We start from the raw sequence: 26334 nt of genomic DNA, 5'->3' as shown, positions 1-26334 counted from the left end.
AATTATGAAATGAATGCTAGTTTAAGGATGTGCATTCACCCAAACCTCACCATCTTCAAAATGTTCTTTTTTCCAGATTGGCACAGTTTCTTTTAAGGTGTCAATAGCAAATTCACAAGCTTCAAAAGCGGCTTTTCTGTGTGCAGAAGATACAGCAATAATTACAGGGATTTCACCAATTTTAAGTTTGCCAAGTGCGTGGTGAATTGCAATTTTATGAATGTCGAATTTTTCTAAAGCTAGGTTTGCAATTTTTTGCATTTCTTTAATTGCCATTGGCTCATAAGAACTGAAATCTAATAAGGTAACTTCTTTATTTTTAGTGGCATTTCTAACGGTGCCAACAAATAATGCAATTCCTCCACAAGATGCATCTTGCACAAAATTGTAACATTCATTTAAGTTTAATATTTCAGAAGTTACTATTATTGAGGTTCTACTTTTCATTTTTAACTAAATATATACAAATTTAAGAAATCTAAAATGTATTTTCGCGGCAACTACTAAATTATTGAAATAATGAAAAAAACATTTAGAATTGTAAGTATATTAGAAGGAATATCTTATTTATTATTACTTTTTATTGCAACACCTATAAAATATTTGGTTGGAAATGAATTATTTGTTAAAATTCTGGGAATGCCACATGGGCTATTGTTTTTAACGTATGTTGTTTTAGCTATTATATTAAAATACGAGCTAAATTGGAAACCCAAAACCTTCATCATTATTTTGCTAGCATCTGTAATTCCTTTTGGAACATTTTATATAGATAAAAAATACTTGAGAGATTAATTTTTGTAGTTATTTAAAACCAATTTTTTCTTTTAAAGTAAGATATCATTGTACCAAATATTACAATTATTACAGTCCAAACAATGTAGTAACCCCATTTAAATTGTAATTCGGGCATATTTACAAAGTTCATTCCGTAAATTCCAGCAATAAAAGTTAATGGAATAAAAATGGAAGACACCACAGTTAAGGTTTTCATAACTTGGTTCATTCTATGCCCTTGAACAGAGAAAAATAATTGAATACTACTTGCCAATCTGTTTTCAATTTTCTCACAATTATCAATAATAGTTAAGCATAAATCTTTTAATTCAAAAAAGTATTTAATGTGTCTTTTGTCAATTAGGGCAAAATCTTCACGTTCAATTTTTGTAATAAAGTCTTTTATTGGGTTTATTGTTTTTTTAAGATGATGTATTTGGGTTTTAAATATCTCAATTTCCCTTAAAATTTCGGGAGAGGGATCATTATTTATATCAATAAGACTAAATTTTTCAGAATCAGAATCAATAGTTTCAATTGTTTTAAAGTAATTATCTAAAATAGATTCAATAAGTAAATACAATAAATAATCGGCAGTTCTTTCGTGTAAAATTCCTATTTTCTCTCTTAATCTATGTCTAATATGGCTAAAATGATCGGCTTTTCTTTCTTGAAATGAAACTAAATAGTTTTTCCCCAGTATAAAACTAATTTGTTCCGAATTTATTTCATCGGTTTTTGAAGGTAATATAGATTGCATAGAAAAGAACCAATAACTTTCATATTCTTGAAATTTAGGACGTTGGTTTACATCTAAAATATCTTGAATAGCTAAATTATGAACTCCAACTTTTTTACAGATATTTTCAATTGTTTCAACTTCATGAATTCCGTGAACATTTAACCAATATTGTTTATTTTCGTTTGAAAAACTTTTAAAATCATTCGCTTTTAAATTAGGTGTTTCAAGACAATAGTCTTGAGAATATTCAAATAATTGGAGTTCAACTTTTTTTTCATATTGAAAACCAGTAAAAATAAAATTTAAAGGATTTTGGTTTTTTCTATTTAATCTTTTCTTCTTCATTTTTAATATCATTTTTATAAACAATAGTTCGGTAAGGGAAAGGTATTTCAATATTATTTTTATCGAATTCTTCTTTTACCGATTTCAGTAAATCACATTTTATTAAAAATCCTTCATCATTATTTGATGACCAAACGTACGCTTTTAAATCAATTGAAAAATCAGATAATTCAACTACGCGCACAATTACAATTGGTACATTATTTTCTTTTTCTTCTTCACTTCTATTGTCAATTAGAAGTGGGTGTTTAAGTGCTTCTTTTTTTATAATTTCAATAGCTTTATCAATATTGGAATCATAACTTATTGAAAAAATAATATGTTTTTTAATTTTCTCATCTTGAATATTACAATTTATAATAGTTTCTTCACTAATAATACTATTAGGAATTACAATTCTTCTGTTTTCATAATCTTTAATTAATGTGTGGCGTAGCGTAATGTCTTCAACAACTCCTTTTTGCCCATTATTAAACTCAATAATATCAGATATTTTAAATGGTTTAAAAATAAGTATAAAAATACCACTTATAATGTTCGAAAAAGCTTTTTGAGAAGCAAAACCAACAACAACAGCTATAACTCCTGCTCCTGCAAATAGAGCTTTTCCTATTGAATTTAGGTATGGAATTTTGTAAAAAATAAAAATAACTGCTAGCGTAAAAATAATAAAACTAACAGAGTTTTTTAAAAAAGCGAAATTAGTTTTATTATTTTTAAGTTTTCAGAGTATTTTTTTATAATTAGGCCTAATATTTTTTTTAAAATAAAACTTAAAATTACAGCAAAAAGTAATGCTCCAAAAATTAATATAAGGTATTGAATAATTGTTTTATCCATAGTTGTATGAGTTTATTAAACTAAAAATTATCCGCCGCTAACAGGTGGGATTATAGCAATAATATCATTATCTTTTAATAATAAATTATCATTTGCATATTCTTCATTTACGGCAATTGCAAAATCATTTAAGTTATTTAAGTTGGCATAATGAGATTGAAGAAACTTTTTTAAATCTTTAACAGAGGCGTGTTCTTCTAAAGAATAGGTTTTTTTAGTTTCCCCTACCAAATCTGTTGATATTCCAAAAAACAAAACTTGAATTTCCATAGGTTATTTGTTTAGTGTAAAAGTAATTCAATTTTATTTAGATTCATTTTAAATAAATCCTAAAAATTACTTGTGTGATGTTGGTTACAAAGTTAGCTTTTTGATTACCTAACTTTGATAGAACTCAAAATATTTTTCGAAATGAAATACGGTTTTATTATTGATAATCGGAAATGTATTGGTTGCCATGCTTGTACAACAGCTTGTAAATCTGAACATGATGTTCCCGTTGGTGTAAACAGAACATATGTAAAACAAGTTGAAAAAGGAGAGTTTCCCAATACCCGTCGTATATTTTCAGTGATGCGTTGTAATCATTGTACTGATGCTCCTTGTGTGGAGATTTGCCCTGTTGAAGCTTTACATATACGAGAAGATGGTATTGTAGATTTTGACAACAATCGTTGTATTGGATGTAAATCCTGTATGCAAGCCTGTCCTTATGATGCTTTATACATTGATCCTGATAATAATACTGCGGCAAAATGTAATTATTGTGCACATAGAATAGATGTTGGGCGTGAACCAGCCTGTGTAACTGTTTGTCCTGAGCATGCAATTATAGCAGGAGATATGGAGAACCCTGAAACTGAAATTTCTCAATTATTGGCAAGGCAAGCTGTAAAAGTTAGAAAACCAGAAAAAGGAACCAATCCAAACTTATTTTATATTGATGGTGATGATTCTTCATTAATTCCTGAAGCAACGGATAAATCTGGACCTGGTTTATGGAATTCGCAAGCAAGAGGTGTTGGTCATTTTGCAAAAGCAGCTGAAAAAATGATGCATACAAATAATGATATTGATTTATTACAAATGTCAATAGATAATGAAATTGAGGCGGCATATCAACGTAAAGAATCTGAAAACCCAAATTATATAGATGTTTTATCCGGAAAAGCACGTAGAGTTTACGATACGCCAGATAAAGGTATTTTATGGGGTTGGGAAGTTTCTGCATATGTGTTTACAAAAGCAATTGCGGCTGGAGCATTTTTAATTCCGTTTATAGCTATTGTTTTAGGATATGAAGTTTCTTCAACCGCAAAATTATGGTCAGCAGGAATTTCACTAGTAGGTTTAGCTTTAACAGGTTTATTCTTAGTAATGGATTTAGATAGACCAGATCGGTTTTTAAACGTTTTATTGCGTCCACAATGGAATTCTTGGTTAGTTAAAGGAGGTTATACAATTACAATTTTTGGATTATTAGTAACGGTTTGGGCAGCAATGACATTTTTTGAAATTAAAATAGGTGAAACTATATTATTATGGGTAACAGCATTTTTTGCCATTTTATTAGCGGTTTACACAGCATTTTTATTTGCTCAAGCAAAAGGACGTGATTTTTGGCAAAGCCCAACATTACCTCTACATATGTTAGTGCATAGTGTTATGGCTGGAACAGCCATTTTTGTATTAGCTTCTTTAATTTTTGGAACTGAAAATTGGATGAGTATTTTAAAAAACACAATGGTTATTGCATTGGTAGTTAATTTATTCACTTTAATTACAGAATTAACAATTACGCACCCAACTACTTCAGCAAAAAAAGTAGTGGAAATGATTACCAAAGGAAGATATAAAAATATGTTTTGGGTTATTTCTGTTATGGTTGGAAACATTATTCCTTTAGTATTTTTATTAGTAGGAAATTCAATGCCGCTATTAGTAGGGTCTTCAGTAATGGTTTTAATAGGGATAATTGCAACAGAGAAAATTTGGGTAGAAGCACCACAAAGAGTTCCTTTGGCATAAAGTACTGTTATTCTGAACAAAGTGAAGAATCTAAAAAAGATATTTTGTGATGTTCAGTATGATAAAAAAATATAAAAAATTTCAAAATGGGATATAAAAAACCATCATTTATCGAAAATATTGCAGAGAAATTAGGTTTAATTCCAGATCTTCATAAAGAAGGGTATCAAAAATTTGACAGCGATATGCGTCATTTTTCAGATGAAGAGGTGGCCAAAATGTATGAAAACTTTCCTCCACCAGAAAAGTGGGATAATTGGGTGGAATACAACCCGAAAGTTTGGCCTAAAAAGGAAAAGAAAACCTATCAAATAATACCTACAACTTGCTTTAATTGTGAAAGTGCTTGTGGTTTAACAGCTTTTATAGATAAGGAAACTCAAGAAGTTAAAAAATTTGAAGGGAATCCATACCATCCAGGAAGTAGAGGTAGAAATTGCGCAAAAGGTCCTGCTTCAATCAATCAAATTACAGATCCTGATAGAATATTATTTCCTTTAAAACGAAAAGGAAAACGTGGTGATGGGGAATGGGAACGTGTTTCTTGGGATGAAGTTTTAGATACTATTGCAAACAGAATAAGAAAAGCTATTTTAGAAGATAGACACAATGAAATTGCATATCATGTAGGAAGACCAGGGAAAGAAAAATTTATGAACTGGATATTACAAGGTTGGGGAATTGATGGTCATAATTCACATACCAATATTTGTTCTTCTGGAGCTCGTTTTGGTTATAATCTATGGTATGGTTACAACCGGCCATCACCAGATCACGCAGAGGCTAAGTTTATCTTGTTAGTATCTGCACATTTAGAGTCTGGCCATTATTTTAATCCACATGCACAACGTATTATTGAAGGAAAAATGAAAGGAGCCAAATTAGCAACTATGGATCCTCGTTTGTCTAATACAGCAAGTATGTCTGATTATTGGTTGCCTTCATACCCAGGAACTGAAGCTGCGGTTTTATTGGCAATGGCTTTAATAATTTTACAAGAAGGATTGTACAATAGAGATTATTTAGAAAACTGGACTAATTGGCAAGAGTATTTACAAGCAAGACATTCAGATAAAGATATAACTTTTGAGAATTATATTGCTGCGATGATTGATGAATACAAAGAGTTTACACCTGAATATGCGGAAGAAGAATCAGGTGTAAAAGCAGAAATGATCAAAGAAATTGCTGTGAAAATTGGTGAAGCTGGAGAACGATTTGCATCCCATAACTGGCGTGCAGCTGGAGCTTCAAACCTTGGTGGTTGGGCAGTTGCTAGATGTTTACATTTTTTAACTGTACTAACTGGTGCAGTTGGAGCAAAAGGAGGTACATCTCCAAATAGTTGGAATAAATTTAAACCTACACAACCAAATCCGCCAAAACCACAAAAAAAATGGAATGAATTACATTTTCCAAAAGAATATCCATTATCGTTTTTTGAAATGAGTCAATTACTGCCACATTTCTTAAAAGAAGGAAGAGGTAAAATGGATGTTTATTTTTCACGAGTGTTTAATCCAGTTTGGACTTATCCTGATGGATTTACTTGGATGGAAATGTATGCCGATGAATCTAAATTTGGCTTGCATGCTGCATTAACACCAACTTGGAACGAAACTGCTTTTTATGCCGATTTTGTTTTACCAATGGGTTTAGCTTCGGAGAGACATGATTTAAATAGTTATGCTACACATGGAGGAACTTGGGTTGCTTTCCGTCAACCAGTTTTACGCGAAGCAGCTAGAAGAAACGGTAAGCCTGTTAAGTTAACATATGAAACCAATCCAGGAGAAGTATGGGAAGAAGATGAATTTTTTATAGAATTGTCTTGGAGAATAGACCCTGATGGAAGTATGGGAATTCGTAAACATTTTGAATCGCCTTACAGACCAGGAGAAAAAATTACAATAGACGAATATTATCAATACATTTTTGAGCGTGTAAAAGGTTTACCTGAAAAAGCAAAAAAAGAAGGCTTAACAGAATTGCAGTATATGCAAAAATATGGTGCTTTTGAAATTGAAAAAGGAGAATCATATAAAGTAAATGAAAAAGAACTTTCAAAAGAACAATTAGAAGGTTCAAAAGTTGATTCAAAAACCAATGTCATTTCAAAAGAAGGAAAACCAATTGGTGTTATGGTAAAAGGAAAAGCCTGTATAGGGTTTCCTACACCATCTCGAAAAAATGAGTTTTATTCACAAACCATGGTAGATTGGAAATGGCCAGAATATGCAACACCAACGTATATTAAAAGTCATATTCATAATGATAAATTGGATAAATCAAAAGGAGAATATGTATTGGTTCCAACCTTTAGATTGCCAACATTAATTCATACGCGATCAGGAAATGCTAAGTGGTTGGTAGAAATTTCAAATAGAAATCCAATTTGGATGCATCCAAATGATGCTGCCAAATGGGGCTTTAAAACTGGGGATTTAGTGAAAATGAATACTGATATTGGTTATTTTATTGATAAAGTTTGGGTTACACAAAGTATGAAACCAGGTGTTGTGGCTTGTTCGCATCATATTGGGCGTTGGCGAAGACCACAAGATAAAATAGGAAATCGTTGGGCAACAAATACTGTAAAAATTGAAGGAGACGGAAAAGGTGCTTGGAAAATGAATACTATTTCGGGTATAAAACCTTTTGAATCTAGCGATAAGGATTCGAAACGAATTTTTTGGAAAGATGGAGGAGTGCACCAAAATATAACACATGCGGTACATCCAGATCCAATTAGTGGTATGCATTGCTGGCATCAAAAAGTTAGAATTGAAAAACCAAGAAAAGACGAAAATTATGGAGATATATTTGTAGATACAAATAAATCACATAAAATATTTAAGGAATGGTTAGCAATGACACGACCAGCTCCAGGACCAAATGGAGAACGAAGACCTTTATGGTTTGATAGAGCTTTTAGACCAGACGAATCAACTTATTATATTAAAAAAGAAGATGAAAAATAGTTAAAAAGCTTGCTTTCTATTGGTTTTTAGAGGATGTGAATATTTAAATTTAATGAGATAAGAGGTAAAATAAATTGTAAATAATTACTGAATATAATTTAAAGTTGTTTTAACAAAAGTCTGTAGTAAAACACAAAAATATTTGAGATTAAAAAAATACCATTTTTTAATCTCAAATATTTTTTTTTAATAATTAATGAAATTTATAGGTATGTTACAATTATTACATTTTTAAAATTATCTATATAATCAAAAGCATCTTATTTATAAAAAATTAGTAAATTTGGTTTCTTATCTCAAATATTTAGTCCAAATGAGTAAATCAAAAAAGAAAAGTGAAGCTTTACGCTATCACCAATACCCTACGCCGGGTAAAATACAAATTGTTCCAACTAAAAAATATGCAACCCAAAAAGATTTATCACTAGCTTATTCTCCTGGAGTAGCAGAACCTTGTTTAGCTATTGAAGAAAACCCAGAAGATGCATATAAGTATACTGCCAAAGGTAATTTGGTAGCTGTTATTTCTAATGGAACTGCGGTTTTAGGCTTGGGAGATATTGGAGCCTTAGCAGGAAAACCAGTGATGGAAGGAAAAGGATTGCTTTTTAAAATTTTCGCAGATATTGATGTTTTTGATATTGAAGTAGATACTAAGGATGTTGATAAATTTGTTGAAACAGTAAAAAATATTGCCCCAACTTTTGGAGGTATTAATTTAGAAGATATTAAAGCTCCAGAAGCTTTTGAAATTGAAAGAAGATTAAAAGAAGAATTGGATATTCCCGTAATGCATGATGATCAGCATGGAACTGCAATAATTTCAGCTGCAGCATTAAAAAATGCAATTGAAATTGCTGGGAAAAAAATATCAGAAGCCAAAATTGTTGTTAATGGAGCAGGTGCTGCGGCAGTTTCTTGCACGCGTATGTATTTAGCTTTAGGAGCTAAAATTGAAAATATTGTAATGTGCGATAGTAAAGGTGTAATTAGAAAAGACATTGAAAACTTATCGGAACAAAAAGCACAATTTGCAACTAGTAGAGACATTCACACTTTAGAGGAAGCAATGATTGATGCCGATGTTTTTATAGGATTATCAGTGGCTGACGTTTTTACACCAAAAATGTTACTGTCTATGTCTAAAGATCCAATTGTGTTTGCACTGGCAAATCCAAATGCCGAAATTGAATATAATTTAGCAATTTCAACAAGAAAAGATGTTATAATGGGAACAGGAAGATCTGATTATCCAAATCAGGTTAATAATATATTAGGTTTTCCATTTATTTTTAGAGGAGCTTTAGATGTTAGAGCTACTAAAATTAATGAAGAAATGAAAATGGCAGCGGTTCTTGCATTAGCTGAATTAGCTAAAGAATCTGTACCGGAGCAAGTGAATATTACCTATGGTAAGAAAAATATTCAATATGGTAGAGAGTATATTATTCCAAAACCTTTTGATCATAGATTAATTACTGAAATACCTCCAGCTGTTGCTAAGGCTGCAATGGATTCAGGAATTGCTAAAAACCCTATTAAAGATTGGGTAGCATACAAAGAAGAGTTAGCTGAAAGATTAGGAACAGGAAGTAAATTAATGCGTTTATTAACTTCTAGAGCGAAAGCAGATCCTAAAAGTGTTGTTTTTGCAGAAGCAGACCATTTAAATGTGTTGAAAGCAGCGCAAACTGTGTATGATGAAGGGATAGGGAAACCTATTTTACTAGGAGATAAAGAAATTATTAAGGAATTGATGCGAGAATTAAGTTTTGATGCAGATATACCTATAATTGACCCTAAATCTCCAGAGGAAGCAGAAAGAAGAAATAGATTTGCAAAAATTTACTGGGAAAAATGTAAACGTGATGGAATTCGTTTAATAGATGCAAAAAAATGGATGTTTGAGCGAAATTACTTTGCAGCTATGATGGTAAATGAAGGAGAGGCAGATTCATTAGTAACAGGTTATTCAAGAAGTTATCCCGCTGTTGCAAAACCAATGATTGAATTGGTTGGAATGGCTGAAGGTGTTGATAGAGTTGTAGCTACAAGTATTGTAATGACTGAAAGAGGACCTTATTTTTTCTCAGATACAGCATTTAATATTAATCCTAGTAAAGACGAATTGGTTCAAATATCTAGGATGACTGATAAAGTGATGAAGTTATTTGGTATTGATCCAGTTTTAGCGATGTTATCTTACTCAAATTTTGGGTCAGCTAAATCAAAATCAGCAAATAAAGCAGCTGAAGCTATTAAAATACTTCATAGGGATTATCCAGAAGTTAATATTGATGGGGAGATTCAGGCAGATTTTGCACTTAGTCGTACTTTAAGAAAGGAAAATTTCCCTTTTACTAAAATTCGTGATAAAAAAGTTAATGGATTAATTTTTCCAAATTTAAATTCATCTACTATAAGTCATAAATTAATTAAGAGTTTAAATAAAAGTGAAGTAATTGGCCCGATAGCACTTGGACTGAAAAAACCAGTACATATATTGCAATTAGGTTGTAGTGTTGATGAGATAGTAAATATGGTTTGTGTAGCTATGATTGATGCGCAAGAAAATGCTAATAATAATAAAGAATATTTTACTACATTTGGGGGGTAATTTACCCTCAAAAAATGATTACTCACTTAAAAGGAAAACTTGTAGAAAAAAATCCTACCTATGCTGTTGTAGAAGTTAACGGTGTTGGATATTTATTGCATATATCTTTAAATACATTTTCTAAATTATCAGATTCAGAAAATGTATTTTTATATACGCATTTTTATGTAAAGGAAGATTCACACACATTATTTGGTTTTATAGATAAAGTTGAAAGAGAAATATTTAGGTTGTTAATATCTGTTTCAGGTGTAGGACCAAGTATAGCTAGGACAATGCTTTCATCTATGGATACTATTGAAATTCAGCAGGCTATAGCTTCCGGAAATGTAGCTGTGATTCAATCAGTAAAAGGAATAGGAGCAAAAACTGCTCAAAGAGTAATTATAGATTTAAAAGATAAAATATCGAAAACTATTGTTGTAGATGGCGAAATATCAACCTTTCAAAGCAATACGAGTAGAGATGAAGCGTTAACTGCACTAGAAGTATTAGGTTTTAATAAAAAGCTTAGTGAGAAAGTTTTAGATAAAATTTTATTAGAAGATTCAGCCGCTAGTGTTGAGGTTTTAATAAAAAAAGCGCTTAAAAATTTATAAGATTTGAAAAAGGAACCATTTATATTTAATGTATATATTTCATTTTTTTTATTGTTGTTTGTTTGTACAACAGTAAATTCTCAAACTTCACCTATTGGAATTCAGAGTGATTCTTTAAAAGTTGAAAAACAAAAAGATTCAACAAAATTAAAGTATCCATTTAAAAAAGATCAAGAAGGAAGTTTATTTTTATCCGATCCTGCAGAATCAGAAATAATTTATGATACTGAACTAGGTAAGTATATTATTGTAGAGCAAATAGGAAATTATTCTTTAAAGCGTCCTGTTTATATGTCTCAAGAGGAATATAAAAAGTATAAGCTTAAAAAGGACATGTTGCAATACTATAAGGATAAGATTAGTGCAACAAATAGTAAAAAATTAGGAAGTGTTGATGCCCAAAAGAATTTATTACCAACTTATTATGTAGAATCCGATTTTTTTCAATCAATATTTGGAGGGAATACAATAGAAGTAAATCCTCAAGGATCTGTTTTGGTGAAAATGGGAATGTTATATCAAAATGTTGACAATCCTCAATTATCCGAGAGAAATAGAAGTAGTCTTACTTTTGACTTTGATCAAGAAATTAGTGCTAGTATTCAAGCTAAAGTTGGAACACGTTTAAAAGTAGGAGCTCAATATGATACTCAATCTACTTTTAACTTTCAAAACCAAATTAAATTAGAATATTCACCTACGGAAGATGATATTTTACAAAAAATTGAAGTTGGTAATGTAAGTATGCCTTTGAAAAACTCATTAATTGTTGGTGCACAAAGTTTATTTGGTGTTAAAACCCAATTGCAATTTGGAAGAACAACGGTTACGGGAGTATTTGCAGAACAAAAATCTCAAACAAGATCGGTGGCTGCGGAAGGTGGTTCTACAATTCAAGAGTTTGAGTTGCAGGCTACAGATTATGATGCAAACAGACACTTTTTTCTTTCTCAATACTTTAGAGATGCTTATAGTAATGCGTTAAAAGATTATCCATTAATAAATAGCCCAATTAATATTACAAAAATTGAGGTTTGGGTAACAAATAGAAATGCAACAACTGAAGATATTAGAAATATTGTTGCTTTATCAGATATTGGAGAAGGTGATGTAACTAATATTGGTCCCGCCAATGTTACTCCAGTTTCAGGTTTTAAATATCCAGAGAACGAGGCGAATGATTTAAATTCAATACTTGTAGCATCTAATCCGGTAAGAAAAATTTCAACAGTTGGTAATGGGTTATCTCCTTATGCAATGCAACAGGGAAGAGATTATTCTGTTTTAGAAAATGCAATTAAATTGAGACCAGATGAATTTGTACTGCATCCACAATTAGGATATATTTCTTTAAATAGAAGATTAGCAGATTCTGATGTTTTGGCAGTTTCATTTGAATATACTGTTAGTGGAGAATCAAAAATATACCGAGTAGGGGAATTTACAAGTGATGGAATAATTGCACCAGATAATATTGTTGTAAAATTATTGCGTAGTGAGATAATAAGTACAAAAATTCCTATGTGGAATTTAATGATGAAAAATGTATACTCTCTTCAAACGTATAGAATGGAACAAGAAGGGTTTAGATTGGAGCTTTTATATCAAGATGATGCAACAGGAGTTTCAATAAATATGCTTCAAAATGCGCAAACTGCTGGTGTATCAGATAGAACGCTTTTAAATTTGTTAAATATTGATAGATTAGATCAAAGTCAGTTTAGTACTCCTGAAGGTGATGGGTATTTTGATTATGTTGAAGGGTCTACAGTTCTGTCGGAAAAAGGACTTATTATTTTTCCAACCGTTGAACCATTTGGTAGTGATTTAGAAGCAAAATTAACAGACGCAGCTGATAAAACATATATTTTTAATGAATTGTATGAAATTACACAATCTGAAGCTAGAAATAACTATCAAGAAAAAGATAAATATTTAATAAAAGGATATCATAAATCTGAAAGTTCTAGTGGAATTCCATTAGGAGCATTTAACGTTCCGCAAGGATCGGTTCGTGTTACAACAGGTGGTAGAGAATTAGTTGAAGGGGTTGATTATGTTGTAGATTACCAAATGGGTAGAGTGCAAATTGTAAACCCTAGTTTAGAGGCTTCAAATGCTCCTATTAATGTTTCAGTAGAAAATAATGCCGCATTTAATTTACAAACAAAACGTTTTTTTGGAGTAGATATAGAACATAAATTTTCAGATAAATTTATATTGGGTGCCACATTTTTAAATTTAAATGAAAAGCCAATTACTCAAAAAGCATTATTTGGACAAGAACCTATTAATAATACCATTTTTGGACTAAATGCAAATTACGGAACCGAAGTTCCTTTTTTAACAAAGCTTGCAAATAAATTACCAAATATTGATACGGATTATGAGTCAAATTTTTCTATAAGAGGAGATTTTGCATATCTAAAACCAGGTTCACCAAGTAGAATTGAATTAGATGGTGAAGCTACATCATATGTAGATGATTTTGAAGGGTCTCAAATACCATTAGAAATTAAATCTATTCAACAATGGCATATGGCAAGTACTCCTCAATATCAAACACAATTTGATTTAGGGGGAAATGCATCAGATATTTCATATGGTTATAAAAGAGCTAAATTATCTTGGTATATTATAGATCCACTTTTTTATGGAGGGTCTTCATTAAAACCAGGAAATATAGATAATACAGAATTATCTCGTGCAGAAGTTAGAAGAGTGCGTTACGAGGAGCTTTTTCCAGAACAAGATTTAGATTTAACTCAGAGTACTATTGTTAGAACTTTTGATTTAGCATACTTTCCAAATGAAAGAGGAAGTTATAATTATGATAAAAGTAATGTAGATGCAAATGGTAAATTTACAAACCCAGAAGAAAGATGGGGGGGAATTACAAGAGCATTAAATACTACAAACTTTGAGCAATCTAATGTTGAATATATTCAGTTTTGGTTAATGGATCCATATGATAATTATTCAATTACAAATGAAGAAGGATTACCAACAAATGTGAATCCAAATGATCCATCTAACCAAGTTGGAGATTTGTATTTTAATCTTGGTAATATTTCGGAAGATGTTTTAAAAGATGGAAGAAAAATGTATGAAAATGGGTTGCCAGAAGATCCGTTGAGTACAAATAATACAGATGAAACAATTTGGGGTAAAATACCTACAAATCAATCTTTATTATATGCATTTAGTGATGATGATAATGAGCGATTAAATCAAGATATAGGTTTTGATGGTTTAAATGATGAAGAGGAATTAGCTAAGTTTGGTACTAGTTTTGGATCGGATCCAGCAAATGATAATTACCAATATTTTAGATCTTCAGAATATGATAATACAGATGCTTCTATATTAACTAGATATAAGAAATATAATAATACTCAAGGTAATTCACCTACAAACAACTTATCTACTGAGAGTTACCCGACATCGGCAACAACATATCCAGATACGGAAGATATTAATAAGGATCAAACAATGAATTCTGTTGAGAGTTATTACCAATATAAAGTTTCTTTAAATAAGAGTGATTTAGTAGTTGGGAATAACCATATTGTTGATGAAAAAACTGTGAGTGTAACCCTTCAAGATGGTAGTGTTAAACAAACTAGATGGTTGCAATTTAGAATTCAAGTAAGTACACCAGACGAAGTTGTAAATGATATTACTGGTTTTAATTCAATTCGTTTTATGCGAATGTTTTTAACCAAGTTTAAAATGCCAATAGTTTTAAGATTTGGAGAACTTCAACTTGTAAGAGGAGATTGGAGAAGGTTTACAAAAACATTAGATGAAAACATTGTTCCTTCACAAGACTTAACAAAAGATGATTTACAAAATTTTGAAGTAGGAGTTGTTAATATTCAAGAAAATGAGGATAGAAATCCAATTCCATATGTATTGCCTCCAGGAATAACAAGAGAGATATTGAGAGGTAGTACTACTTTGCAACAACAAAATGAACAATCTTTATCATTAAAAGTTACAGATCTTGAGCCTAATGATACAAGGGCAATGTACAAGAATGTAAAAGTAGATTTAAGGATGTACAAACATTTAAAATTGTTTTTACATGCTGAGGGAGTTCAAACAAGACCGCAAATTCAAAATAATGAGTTTAAAGCTATAATTAGAATGGGTAGTGATTTAAATAGTAATTACTATCAAATAGAAAAATTACTTACCATTTCAGATTATGGAGCTTCAGATGAATTAGAAATTTGGCCAGAAGAGAATAATGTTAATGCTTTATTAGAATATTTAGGGGAATTAAAATTATTGAGATTTGAAGAAGGTATTGCTCCAAGTACTATTTACCCTGAAGAAGGGGTTGTTTCTCCAATTGAAGGATTAGAAGGGTATGAAATTAGAGTAAAAGGAAGTCCTAATTTATCCAATATTAAAACAATAATGTTGGGTGTTAAAAACGTATCTAACTCAAGTCAAAGTGCGGAAGTTTGGTTTAATGAAATGCGTGTTGCCGGATTTGATAATGATGGTGGATGGGCAGCAGTTGTTAGTGCAGATGCAAATATTGCAGATTTTGCGGATGTTGCTGTTACTGGAAGAATGGAAACTAAAGGGTTTGGAGGAATAGAACAAAGAGTTAATGAGCGTAGCCAAGAAGATACAAAATTATACGATTTAATAACCAATGTTAATGTTGGAAAGTTATTGCCAAAAACTTGGGGAATATCACTGCCTTTAAATTATAGTGTTTCAGAAGAGGTTAAAGATCCAAAATACGATTCACAATATCAAGATGTATTATATGAAGATACAACTATTGAAAATAGCCCAAATAGAGAAAGTAGTCAAGATTATACAAAACGTAAAAGCATTAGTTTAATTAATGTTCGAAAAGAATTTAATCCAAATTCTGAAAAGAAACAACGTTTTTATAATGTTGAAAATTTATCAGTATCCTATGCTTTTAATGAAACATTTCATAGAGATTACAATGTAGAAAAATATGTTGATCAAAATGTTAGAGCATCGGCCAATTATAATTATAGTTTTGAACCAAAAAGTCTTGAGCCTTTTAAAAATTGGGAAGCGTTAAATAGTAAGTATTTTAAATTTATAAAAGATTTAAATGTTAATTTTATTCCATCAACCGTATCTGTAAATTCTAATATTTTTAGAACATATAATGAGCAATTGTCTAGAAGTTTAATTGAGGGTTTACCTCAATTACCAACTTTAAAACAACGTTATTTTATGTTTGATTGGGATTATAACATTGGATATAATATAACTAAATCATTACAGTTTAATTTTAGAGCAGCAAATAATAATATATATGATGATTTTACTGCAGCTGATGATATTCAAATTTTCGATAATTTTTTCTCTTTAGGAAGGCCAGATCATTATCACCAATCATTAAATGGAACTTATAAATTACCAATAAATAAATTGCCTTTATTAGATTTTATTAATGCAGATTATACATATACAGCAGATTTTGATTGGCAGGCTGCATCACAATCTTATGTAAGTAAGGTTGGTAATGTTATTCAAAATTCTAATACCCATAACTTTGGTACTGATATAGATTTTAATAAGTTTTATAAAAATATTGGTTTAACAAGATTGTTTAGTAGTAAGAAATCTAAATCTAAGAAAGAACCAGAATCAGCTATAAAAAGACCACAGTCTAAGACATCCAAAAAAAGAAGATCTACTGGAGAGAAATTTAAAGATGGTTTTTATAATTTAATAACAGCAGTTAAAAAAGCGAGATTTAATTATTCAGAAAATAATGGAACTTTTTTACCTGGTTATATTCCTGAAATAGGATTTTTGGGGCAGGATAATTATAATGGAGGGGTTGCACCATCATTAGGTTTTGTATTTGGGAGCCAAATAGATATTAGGGAGCGAGCTATGGAAAACGGGTGGTTAATTTCTAGAGGTGAAGATGATCCATATTATAATAAAACTTATAGCCGTACTCATATGAATAAATTTGATATGACTATTAGTGTTGAGCCATTTGAGAATTTTGATATAGAATTGAGAGGAAATAAAACATATACAAAAAACACGTCTCAGCAATTAGATGTTGTAGATAATGTTTTAAGTAACGATTCACCAATTTCAGAGGTTGGAAATTTTATGATTAGCTACAATATGTTAAATACGGCTTTTAGTAATAGCGATGCTAATTTTGAAAAATTTAAAGCAAATAGAGTTATTATCGCTCAACGATTAGCTCAAAAATCTGGACAACCAATAGATGGTTTTGGACAAACAAGCCAGCAAGTTTCATTACCTGCATTTATCGCCGCTTATACAGGTAAAGATGCAGAAAGCGTTAAATTAACAGCTTTTAGAGATGTTCCAATCCCTAGTTGGCAAGTTAATTATAAAGGATTAATGAAGTTAGATTGGTTTAAAGAAAACTTTAGAAGTTTCTCATTGTCTAATAGTTATGATTCTAGATATTCTATCTTAAGTTTTAGTAATAATATGGATTATAATGAAAATGATCCATTTGCTGAAACAGATTTAGTGGGTAATTTTTATAATAAAACCTTGTTTACAAGTGTAGATTTAATTGAAGAGTTTAGTCCGCTTTTAAAAGTTGATATGAAAATGAAAAACTCAATTTCATTTTCTGGACGAATAGATAAGGATAGAAGACTTACTTTAAATTTCAATAATAATACTATAACACAAATGAAAGGAACTGAATATGTGATTGGAATGGGATATAGGATTAAAGACTTGGCAATGAAATTGAGATTTGGAGGGAAATTAACTAAATTAAAAGGAGATTTAGATTTAAGAGCTGATTTATCTTTAAGAGATAATATAACAGTAATAAGAGCTATAGATGAAGATAATAACCAAGTAACAGGAGGTCAAAGATTGTTGTCTTTTAAGTTTTTTGCAGATTATGCAATTAATAAAAATTTAACAGCATCTTTTTACTTCGATCAAAGTTCTTCAAAATATGCAATATCAACAACTTTTCCAAGACAATCAGTTAGTTCTGGGTTAAGCGTAAGATATGTTTTAGGAAATTAACTAAGTATAATAATAAATATAATAAAATGAGTGTTCCAACAGAATTAAAATACACAAAAGACCACGAATGGGTTAGAATAGAAGGAGATGTAGCAACAATTGGTATTACACATTTTGCGCAAAGCGAATTAGGTGATATTGTTTATGTAGATGTTGATACAGTTGATGATTCAGTAGAAAAAGATGAGGTGTTTGGATCCGTAGAAGCGGTTAAAACAGTTTCAGATTTATTTATGCCATTATCAGGCGAGGTAACAACGTTTAATGAAGAACTGGAAGATGAACCAGAAAAAGTAAATTCAGATCCTTATGGAGATGGTTGGATGATTAAAATATCAATCTCAGACGCTTCTCAAATTGATCAATTACTTACTTCAGAACAGTATTCAGAACTAATTGGAGCGTAAGTTTTACTTTTTTGGGGCAATAATCTTAACCTTTTTAATAGGTTGGGGAAGTTTAATTTCTGCTGGTAGTAGTTTACCTGAGCGTATTCATGTTTCAGATAAGTTAATACACTTAACGGCCTATTTTTTACTTAACCTATTTTTTTTGTTAGTTTTTAAGCGTAAAGGTAAAAAACTGAAAGTTACATTGTTAATATCTGGATTGGTATTGTTATATGGCATAATTATTGAAGTCATTCAATATCTATTTACAGTAAATAGACAATTTGATTTAATAGATATATTAGCGAATTTTATTGGTGTTTTTACCGCGTTTTTAATTTTTAATTATATCTTACAAAAAAAAGTTTTTAAATAGAATCATATTATTGCAAAAGTTGTTTTAAAATTATTAAATTAGCAAACTATAAAATATTTTACAGATGCAGATTAAAAAGAATCCAAAAGCAAATCTAGAGAACTACAGCAAAATATTTATGCAACTAGGTTTAGTTTTAGCTTTATTGGTGGTTTATTTAGCCATTGAAAAGAAAACATACGATAGGGTAATTGCCGATCTTGGACCAGTAGTTTTAAATATGGACGATGAAGAACAGACCATTGAGATTGAACAAGTGAAGCCGCCAGAGCCAAAAACTCCACCACCACCAACTCCAGATAAAATTGAAGTTGTTGAAGATGAGGTAGAGGTTGAAGAGACAGTAATTGAATCTACTGAAACTGATGAAAATGAAGCAGTTGAAGTTGAAGAAATTATTGAAGTTGAAGAAGTTGAAGAAGTAATTGAGGATGTACCGTTCGCAATTATTGAGGATGTACCAGTATTTCCAGGTTGTAAAGGAAGTAAAGCACAATTAAGAGCTTGTCTTCAAGAAAAAATAACAAAACACGTTAATAAAAAGTTTAATGCAGATTTAGCATCAGATTTAGGTTTAGCTCCTGGAGTTAAGCGTATTTTTGTAATGTTTAAAATTGATAAATCTGGTAATATTACAGATGTAATGGCTCGTGCACCTCATAAGAGATTGCAAGAAGAAGCAATTAGAGTTGTAAATTTATTGCCAAAAATGATACCAGGGAAACAAAGAGGAAGACCTGTTGGTGTAAAATATAGTTTACCTATTGCTTTTAAAGTTGAATAGATAAAAAATTTGAATAATAAAAAAAAGACTGTTTTTAAAAACGGTCTTTTTTTTTGCTTATTAATCACTTTAACCGATAATGTGGAATGTTTTTTTATATTTGTTAAAAGGTGTTTTATGAAAAGTAGATTGATATTTATAGTTTTAATGTTGTTTTTTTATTCTGCAAATGCACAAACTGTTGAAAATGATACAATAATTAGAACCGCAAAAATTGTGTACAATACTAATGGAAATCAAGTTTTATTTAATGCAGATACACCTATATTAAATCAAATAGCGGGAGCTCCAAAAGCATTTTATACTTATTATTGGGAGTTTGGAGATGGTGATTATAGTTTTTCTAAAGAACCAAAACATTCATATAAAGAAAAAGGTAATTATAAAGTTCAATTATCAATAACAAATAATTATGATGATGGTAAGCCGCCAACTACAAGACCAAAAGAAGTTGCTGTTTTATCTAGTGAAACTACTACAGATTTAAATTCAGGACATAATTTAGTAAGCGCCTTTAATGGATTTAGACTTCAAACCAATAGAGAGCCAGTACCTGATGAAGAAATTCAAATGGTAGTTAGCTATGGCAATGATAAAGATTACGCAACTAAAGGTAAGCTATATCTTTTTTTTAATGAGAAAAAGTATAAAAGTAAAAACTTTGAATTAATTGACGCTAGATTATACAATAACGAGATTGAGGTTGAAGAAGGTATAATAGCTTCTAAATATAATTCAATTTCAAAGGATGAACTTATTCAAACTACCGGTATTTCAACTTTTATGGATGCAAACTTAATAGTTACAGATTCTTTAAAACAAAACTTACCGTTAACATTAGAAGATTCTAAGGCATATTATAACAGTGTAAAAGTTTATGATTTTAACGATATGGAGCCTAATGAAGATCGCAATATGTTTTTTACATTTAAAACTACACCAGAAATGTTAAAAGATACGAGCGCTGTAATTTCAATAAGAAGTGTTTATGTTCCAGAAAGAGGAATGGATGAGCATAAAGTATTAACAAAAGAAATGGAAATTGTAACGTCTCATGATCCTAATAAAATGGCCGTATATGATACTCGTTTAAATTATAGATTGGTTCGGTTTAAAAGGTTAAAATATAAAGTTAGATTTCAAAATAATGGGGAAGGACCAGCGCGTTTAATTAAATTAAATGTGGAAATACCTAAGATGTTGGATAAAACTAGTTTAAAGGTGGTGGATATGTATCCGAAATGTCCAATTTGTCCTGATGAGAAAGAAGTTCGCTATAGTTGTTTGGATACTATTATCTCAAAAGATAAAATATCTTTTCAATTTAAAAACATTTATTTACCAGGTACTGAGCAAAAAGGAGTTCAAGAAAAAGATTCAACCAAGGGTTTTGTGAAATATTCATTAAAATTTGGTAAAAAATTTCATAAAGAATCTTCAAAAAGTAAAACATCTATCATTTTCGATAAAAATGAACCTATTATAACTAACACTTCAACTTCAAGATTTTCTCCAGGAATTTCAATTGGTGTGAAAGCAGGTTATAATAGTTTTCCAAATTTAAACGATTCAAAAAGTTATTTTGTGGGGGCAACTATTTCTCCTTATAAATCTTATAAAAAATATTTACAAGCTGAATTAATGGTTGGTAACCATGAAATAAAGGAAATATCTAGCGCTAATGAGCAGGTTGATGTACTTGAACTCCCTGATGGAACCGGTTTTGACCGAGTTTTAAAAGTGGAAGACAGAAATATAATAACTACAAAAATAAATATTGATGTAGTCCCAGTTTCATTTCGATATAATTTAAACGGAGTAATTGGATTGGGTGTAGGTCCGCAGATATCATTAGATATTTCTAATGAAACTGAATCTGAAATTAAAACAGAATATTACACATTAATTAGTAATAATGAGCAAGGAAAATTAATTGAAGCTGCTTCATCAACAACAACTACATCAGAAAATAATCCTTTATCAGATATTAAATATGGACTTTTTGGTGATATAACAATTGGAGCTTCACGAATTGGACCTAGTATTGGGGCACGTTATATTTACAATTTTAATGAGCCTAATTCACAACTCCATTTTTATGTAATTTGGAAATTATAAGAATTGTTATGCGTAAAAAATGGGTTGTTTTATTACTTCTACTCAACGTTATTTTTAGTGTAGCGCAACAACTCAATAATTCCTTTCAACTTCAAGTTGATAACTTAAAAAGCCAAGACAATTATTCAGAGTATATTTATGCTCATTTAGATGAATTTGTTATTAATCCATCTGTTGAAAACTTAAAAATATTCAAAAATTTAGAGACCGGATTATGGCGAGATGCCAATTCATCTAAAGAATCAGTTGCTAAATTATATTTCTATATTAATTATGCATTTCAGTTAAAGCAATTTGGGTTTATAAATCAATCAATTGATTATTATGAAAAAGCATATTCATTTTATAAAAATAATAATATAAACTATGACATTATTGAATTCTGCTTAAAACCATTGGCAAATAATTATACTCGTTTAGGTGATGTGGAAAGAGCAGAAGATATTTTAAAAGTATCAATTGAAAATTCTATAAAAAACAACAGAAAGGATCAATTAGGGGCGTCTTATTTAAATTTAGCCGCTGCTTATCGTGTTAAAGGGCAATTTAACCAGGCTATTAAGCTTTTAAAGGAGGCTGTATCAGCTATTAACTCAGCTGAGCAAAAGGCTAAAATAAATTCAGATTTAGCTATTAATTACCTTCTTTTAAAGGATTTTGAAAATTGTAAAAAGTATATTTCAATTTCTAATAAAATCAATAAAAATAAAGATGTTTCGGTAACTATTAGAAACGCAAATACTTTAGGTGGGTGTTATTTAAATAAAGGAATATTTGATATTGCGTTATCCGAGTTTGAAGTTGCTTTAGAATATTCAAAAAAGTATTATAGCAGTAATAATCGTGAAATTGCTAAAATATTAAACCAAATAGGAGAAGTTTATAGATTGCAAAATAATTTAGAAAATGCGTTAAGAAATTATCAAAAAGCAATCGAAATATTATTGCCAAATTATAAGCCAAGCACCATTTATGAGAATCCTAAAACAGTTTATTTTTATCCAGAAAACACACTAAAAGTAGCCTTTGATGGTAGAGCAAAAGTATTGGCGAGTTTTGGTGAATTTTCAGAAGCATTACAAAATTATCAGTTGTCTTTTTTAATTGAAGATGAATTGAGAAGTACCTATTTAAATCAAAATTCTAAATTATTACAGCAACAAGAAAATAGAAAAAGGAGTGAAGATTGTATAGAATTATGTTATGCACTTTATAAAGAATCGGGTAATATTAGTTGGGTTGAAAAAGCGTTTTATTTTTCTGAAGAAACAAAATCTAGAGTGCTTTTAGAAAATAAAGAATTGTCTTTAAGTAAATCAGATTTTAGTGGTGATACCTTGTTTGTTAAGGAGAAAATTTTGTTACTGAAAAAAGCGCAATTAAATACTAAAATAGCTCTTGGGCAATTAAAAGGAAATAAAGCCAATATTCAAAACCTTACTACATTAACCGCAGAACGAGAAGCGATTTCCAATAAATTTCAACTTTTACAACAGAAAATAGACTTTAAATATCCAAGTTTAAAATCTGTTAAGAAAAAGGTTTCTTTAAATAAGATACTCAATGAAGTTTTACTAGAAGATCAACTTTTAATGGAGTTTTTTGAAGGGGATACCTATTTTTATATGTTTTCAGTTTCACAAAATAAACAAATTTCAATGTTAAGAATAGAAAAAAGCACTGAATTTGTAAATCAAATAACCAAATTTATAGCACTGTTTTCTGATGAAAGAGGATCTGCTATTCAAAATAACATTAAGGAATATAGGGTGTTGGCACATAAAATTTACACTAAATTATTTCCAAATAAAGTACCGGGAAATATTTTATTAATTCCAGATGGTATTTTTTCTTTTATTCCATTTGATGCTCTTTTAACAGAGAAAAGTGAAATAACTAATTTTGAAAAATTGCCTTATTTCTTAAAAACCTCAAATATTAGTTATGCTTATTCTGCTACAATTCTTTTAAATGATTTAAAATTTAGGTATAACGAACAACAAAAGTTACTTGGGTTTTTCCCTGTTTTTAAAAACAATCATAGAGGTTTGGCCGAGCTGAGTTATACAGAACAAGAAGCTAAAAGTATAGAAAGGGAAATTGATGGTGAGTTTTTACTTTATAAAGATGCTTCAAAAGAATTATTTAACAAGCTCAATAAAGAATATTCTATTTTACATTTGTCAACACATGCAACTGCGGGAGGGTATAACTCACTTCCTTCAATAGAGTTTTATAACAATACTTTATTTTTATCTGAGATTTATGGATATAAATTAAATTTGGATCTGGTAGTTTTAAGTGCATGTGAAACCGGTATAGGAAAGCTAAGAAAAGGCGAAGGAGCTATGAGTTTAGCAAGAGGTTTTTCATTTGCAGGAGTAAAGAATTTAGTTGTTTCACTTTGGAAAGTGAATGATAAATCTACCGAGAAATTGATGTCTGGTTTTTATAAAAATTTAAGAAAAGTTTCAAGTAAAGAAACAGCTTTATACCTTTCTAAATTAGATTATTTAAAAGATAAAAATATTTCAAACTCTAAAAAATCACCTTATTATTGGGCAAGTTTTATTTATATGGGAGAAATCTCTCCAGTTAAAGAATCAAACTATACTTATTACTGGTTATTATTTTTTGTGTTAATAGTTTTTAGTGGTTATTATTTTTTGAAAAAGAAGTAGATTTGACTGAAACTTGATGATATTAAAAGAAATGTTAATCTTATCTCACCCAATGAGATGATTAATAAAGAACAACATGACTGTTGCTTATTAATGTTTAAGTATGATCAAAAATAATAAAAAAACACATGAAATTAAAGAACATTCTTTTAAGAAAGGGTTATGTAAGAATTAAATTAAAAAAAATTAATACCAATCACTTCGAGATTAAATCTATAATTAATGGTGTTAAAGGCAGGTTTATTTTAGATACTGGAGCTTCAAATTCATGTATAGAAATTTCATTACAAGATAAATTTAAAATGGTTAATGTTGAGGATTCTGAGACTAAAGCAGCAGGAGCCGGTGCAATTGGAATGGAAACCAAAATTTCTCACAATAATGAAATTGAGTTGAAAGACTGGAGTTATAATAAATTTAGTTTAGTTTTATTTGATTTAACTCATGTAAATATGGCATTAACCGAGCATAATGCTAAAGCTATAGACGGAATAATTGGTGCAGATATTCTAGAAAAGGGAAAAGCTATAATTGATTATAAGAACAAATGCGTTTATTTAAAAAAGCTTGTTTATAAGTTTTAGACAGTTATTTTATTTCAAAAAAAAATATTCTTCAGGCAACCTTTTGCATGTAATTTGCGTCTTTATAAATATAGAGGTTAAAAAACGTAATTTGTGAAAATCATACATTTTTTTAATAACGAAGAAAAGCTAATTAAAAAGGCAATGCAAAATAAGCGCAGTGCACAAGAACAGCTTTATAATTTGCACGCACCTAAAATGTTGAGTGTATGTCGTTATTACATAAAAGATATTCATTTTGCCGAAGAGGCAATGCTCAACGGCTTTTTAAAAGTATTTTCCAATTTACATAAGTTTGAGTATTCTGGTAGTTTTGAAGGTTGGATTCGGCGAATTATGATACGCGAATCAATTTCCTTTTTAAGAAAACAAAAACACATTGAATTTTCTGTTGAAGAAATAGAACTGAAAGGTGCGTCTATAAATACTGTTTATTCAGATATGAATGTTGAGGAAATTCAGTTTTTAATAGATGCTCTTCCAGATGGCTATAGGATGGTTTTTGTAATGTATGCTATTGAAGGCTATAAGCATAGTGAAATAGGAAAGCTTCTAAATATTTCTGAAGGTACTTCAAAATCACAATTATTTAAGGCGCGTAAAATCCTTCAACAAAAAATTATAAAATTAAATAAGACAAGCAATGGAACCTTATAAATTTGAACAGGACATAAAAAATAAGCTTGAAAAAAGAACTATAAAACCAACTAAAGGTTCATGGGATTCTTTGGCTAATTCTCTTAAATATAAAGAAGATAAGAAAAAAAACAAGTTGTTAATTTTAATGGGTGTTGCAGCAAGTATTGTTGGGGTATTATTTATTGTTTCGTTATTTTTTAATAAAGAGAATGAAAAGATTATGCCTACCGTTGTTACTGTTCCTGCTCATGAAAAGAAAGAATCTACTATTCAAATTAAGGCAGAAAAATTAGTAGTTGAAGAGCAGCATATTGAAGAATTAAAGAGTAATGAAAATAATACTCAAGAAAAATCAGTGTTAAAACCAATTTATAAGGCCGAAATTGAATCTAAAATTGCAGCTGCTGATACCGAAAAACCAATTATAAAAGTTAATGATATCTCTAAAATTGAGGTTAAGGAAGAATTAGAGGTAAGTTCTAATATTGATGATGAAAATCAAGAAATTGAACTTGTAATTAATAAAATTGAAGAATTAAAGACAAATCATTTTTCAGTTTCAACATCAGATGTTGATTTGTTGTTGAAAAATGCTCAGAAAGAATTGGCTTTACAAAAAATTTATAATGAAAATATTAAAATAGTTGATGCTTATAAATTGCTTCAAGACGTTGAGGCAGATTTAGACAAGTCTACAAGAGTTAAATTTTTAGAGACTTTGAAAATGAATTATGAAAGTATGAAAACTGTGATTGCGCAACGAAATAATTAAAATAACAATTTA

At 29.8% G+C, this 26334-nt stretch carries 18 protein-coding genes; 14 read left to right on the top strand and 4 right to left on the bottom strand.

From position 1 onward, the window contains the following. Window positions 1–21: 21 nt before the first annotated feature. Window positions 22–447 carry a molybdenum cofactor biosynthesis protein MoaE gene (locus tag DAD81_RS14725; RefSeq protein ID WP_111709039.1) on the bottom strand — a complete coding sequence of 142 codons (426 nt, stop codon included), beginning with the start codon at window positions 445–447 and terminating at the stop codon, window positions 22–24. Between the two features lie 72 nt (window positions 448–519). Between DAD81_RS14725 and DAD81_RS14720 the strand changes: the two genes are divergently transcribed. Next, entirely contained in the window at window positions 520–795 is a 276-nt protein-coding gene (locus tag DAD81_RS14720) for a DUF3817 domain-containing protein (protein ID WP_111709038.1), read from the top strand. Between the two features lie 13 nt (window positions 796–808). Here DAD81_RS14720 and corA read toward each other — a convergent pair whose 3' ends face one another. The 3 genes from corA to moaD all read right to left on the bottom strand — a co-directional run bounded on the left by corA (window position 809) and on the right by moaD (window position 2974). Next, window positions 809–1864 (bottom strand): magnesium/cobalt transporter CorA, encoded by a 1056-nt coding sequence (gene corA / locus DAD81_RS14715; RefSeq protein ID WP_157961147.1) that lies wholly within the window; start codon window positions 1862–1864, stop codon window positions 809–811. Further along, the gene (locus tag DAD81_RS14710; protein ID WP_394340170.1) at window positions 1842–2399 is read right to left on the bottom strand and encodes a mechanosensitive ion channel family protein; all 558 of its coding nucleotides are present in this window, start codon (window positions 2397–2399) and stop codon (window positions 1842–1844) included. The genes corA and DAD81_RS14710 overlap by 23 nt, the downstream gene beginning before the upstream one ends. Before the next feature lie 332 nt (window positions 2400–2731). After that, complete coding sequence (gene moaD / locus DAD81_RS14705) at window positions 2732–2974, bottom strand: molybdopterin converting factor subunit 1 (protein WP_111709036.1); 243 nt, start codon at window positions 2972–2974, stop codon at window positions 2732–2734. A 141-nt stretch (window positions 2975–3115) separates the two neighbouring features. On the opposite strand from moaD, the gene nrfD reads away from it, so the two are divergent. From nrfD to DAD81_RS14640, 13 genes are all read left to right on the top strand, one after another. After that, window positions 3116–4732, top strand: a complete 1617-nt coding sequence (nrfD, locus tag DAD81_RS14700) for an NrfD/PsrC family molybdoenzyme membrane anchor subunit (protein ID WP_111709035.1) — start codon at window positions 3116–3118, stop codon at window positions 4730–4732. Between the two features lie 86 nt (window positions 4733–4818). Further along, window positions 4819–7713 (top strand): molybdopterin-dependent oxidoreductase, encoded by a 2895-nt coding sequence (locus DAD81_RS14695; protein ID WP_111709034.1) that lies wholly within the window; start codon window positions 4819–4821, stop codon window positions 7711–7713. 313 nt (window positions 7714–8026) lie between these two features. After that, entirely contained in the window at window positions 8027–10330 is a 2304-nt protein-coding gene (locus DAD81_RS14690; protein ID WP_111709033.1) for an NADP-dependent malic enzyme, read from the top strand. A gap of 14 nt (window positions 10331–10344) precedes the next feature. Next, window positions 10345–10929, top strand: a complete 585-nt coding sequence (gene ruvA / locus DAD81_RS14685) for a Holliday junction branch migration protein RuvA (RefSeq protein WP_111709032.1) — start codon at window positions 10345–10347, stop codon at window positions 10927–10929. Between the two features lie 3 nt (window positions 10930–10932). Beyond that, entirely contained in the window at window positions 10933–17979 is a 7047-nt protein-coding gene (sov, locus tag DAD81_RS14680; RefSeq protein WP_245949294.1) for a T9SS outer membrane translocon Sov/SprA, read from the top strand. A gap of 26 nt (window positions 17980–18005) precedes the next feature. Further along, window positions 18006–18386 (top strand): glycine cleavage system protein GcvH, encoded by a 381-nt coding sequence (gene gcvH / locus DAD81_RS14675; protein WP_111709031.1) that lies wholly within the window; start codon window positions 18006–18008, stop codon window positions 18384–18386. Beyond that, window positions 18376–18744, top strand: coding sequence for a VanZ family protein (locus tag DAD81_RS21255; protein WP_111709030.1), 369 nt, complete (start codon window positions 18376–18378; stop codon window positions 18742–18744). Before gcvH ends, DAD81_RS21255 begins: the two co-directional genes overlap by 11 nt. A 64-nt stretch (window positions 18745–18808) precedes the next feature. Then, on the top strand, window positions 18809–19528 hold the full coding sequence (locus DAD81_RS14665; RefSeq protein ID WP_111709029.1) for an energy transducer TonB: 720 nt from the start codon (window positions 18809–18811) through the stop codon (window positions 19526–19528). A gap of 117 nt (window positions 19529–19645) precedes the next feature. Beyond that, the gene (locus DAD81_RS14660) at window positions 19646–21646 is read left to right on the top strand and encodes a PKD domain-containing protein (RefSeq protein ID WP_111709028.1); all 2001 of its coding nucleotides are present in this window, start codon (window positions 19646–19648) and stop codon (window positions 21644–21646) included. 8 nt (window positions 21647–21654) lie between these two features. Then, entirely contained in the window at window positions 21655–24327 is a 2673-nt protein-coding gene (locus DAD81_RS14655; protein WP_157961146.1) for a CHAT domain-containing protein, read from the top strand. A 128-nt stretch (window positions 24328–24455) separates the two neighbouring features. Continuing rightward, window positions 24456–24911: a retropepsin-like aspartic protease gene (locus DAD81_RS14650; RefSeq protein ID WP_111709026.1), complete on the top strand. Its 456-nt coding sequence runs from the start codon at window positions 24456–24458 to the stop codon at window positions 24909–24911. Window positions 24912–25004: 93 nt separating this feature from the next. Further along, the gene (locus DAD81_RS14645) at window positions 25005–25568 is read left to right on the top strand and encodes an RNA polymerase sigma factor (RefSeq protein ID WP_111709025.1); all 564 of its coding nucleotides are present in this window, start codon (window positions 25005–25007) and stop codon (window positions 25566–25568) included. Then, entirely contained in the window at window positions 25555–26322 is a 768-nt protein-coding gene (locus DAD81_RS14640) for a hypothetical protein (protein WP_111709024.1), read from the top strand. Before DAD81_RS14645 ends, DAD81_RS14640 begins: the two co-directional genes overlap by 14 nt. Window positions 26323–26334: the final 12 nt, after the last annotated feature.

Origin of the sequence: Lutibacter citreus, assembly GCF_003260195.1 — a bacterium.
GTDB lineage: Bacteria > Bacteroidota > Bacteroidia > Flavobacteriales > Flavobacteriaceae > Lutibacter > Lutibacter citreus.
This window is presented reverse-complemented; position numbering and strand designations above follow the sequence as displayed.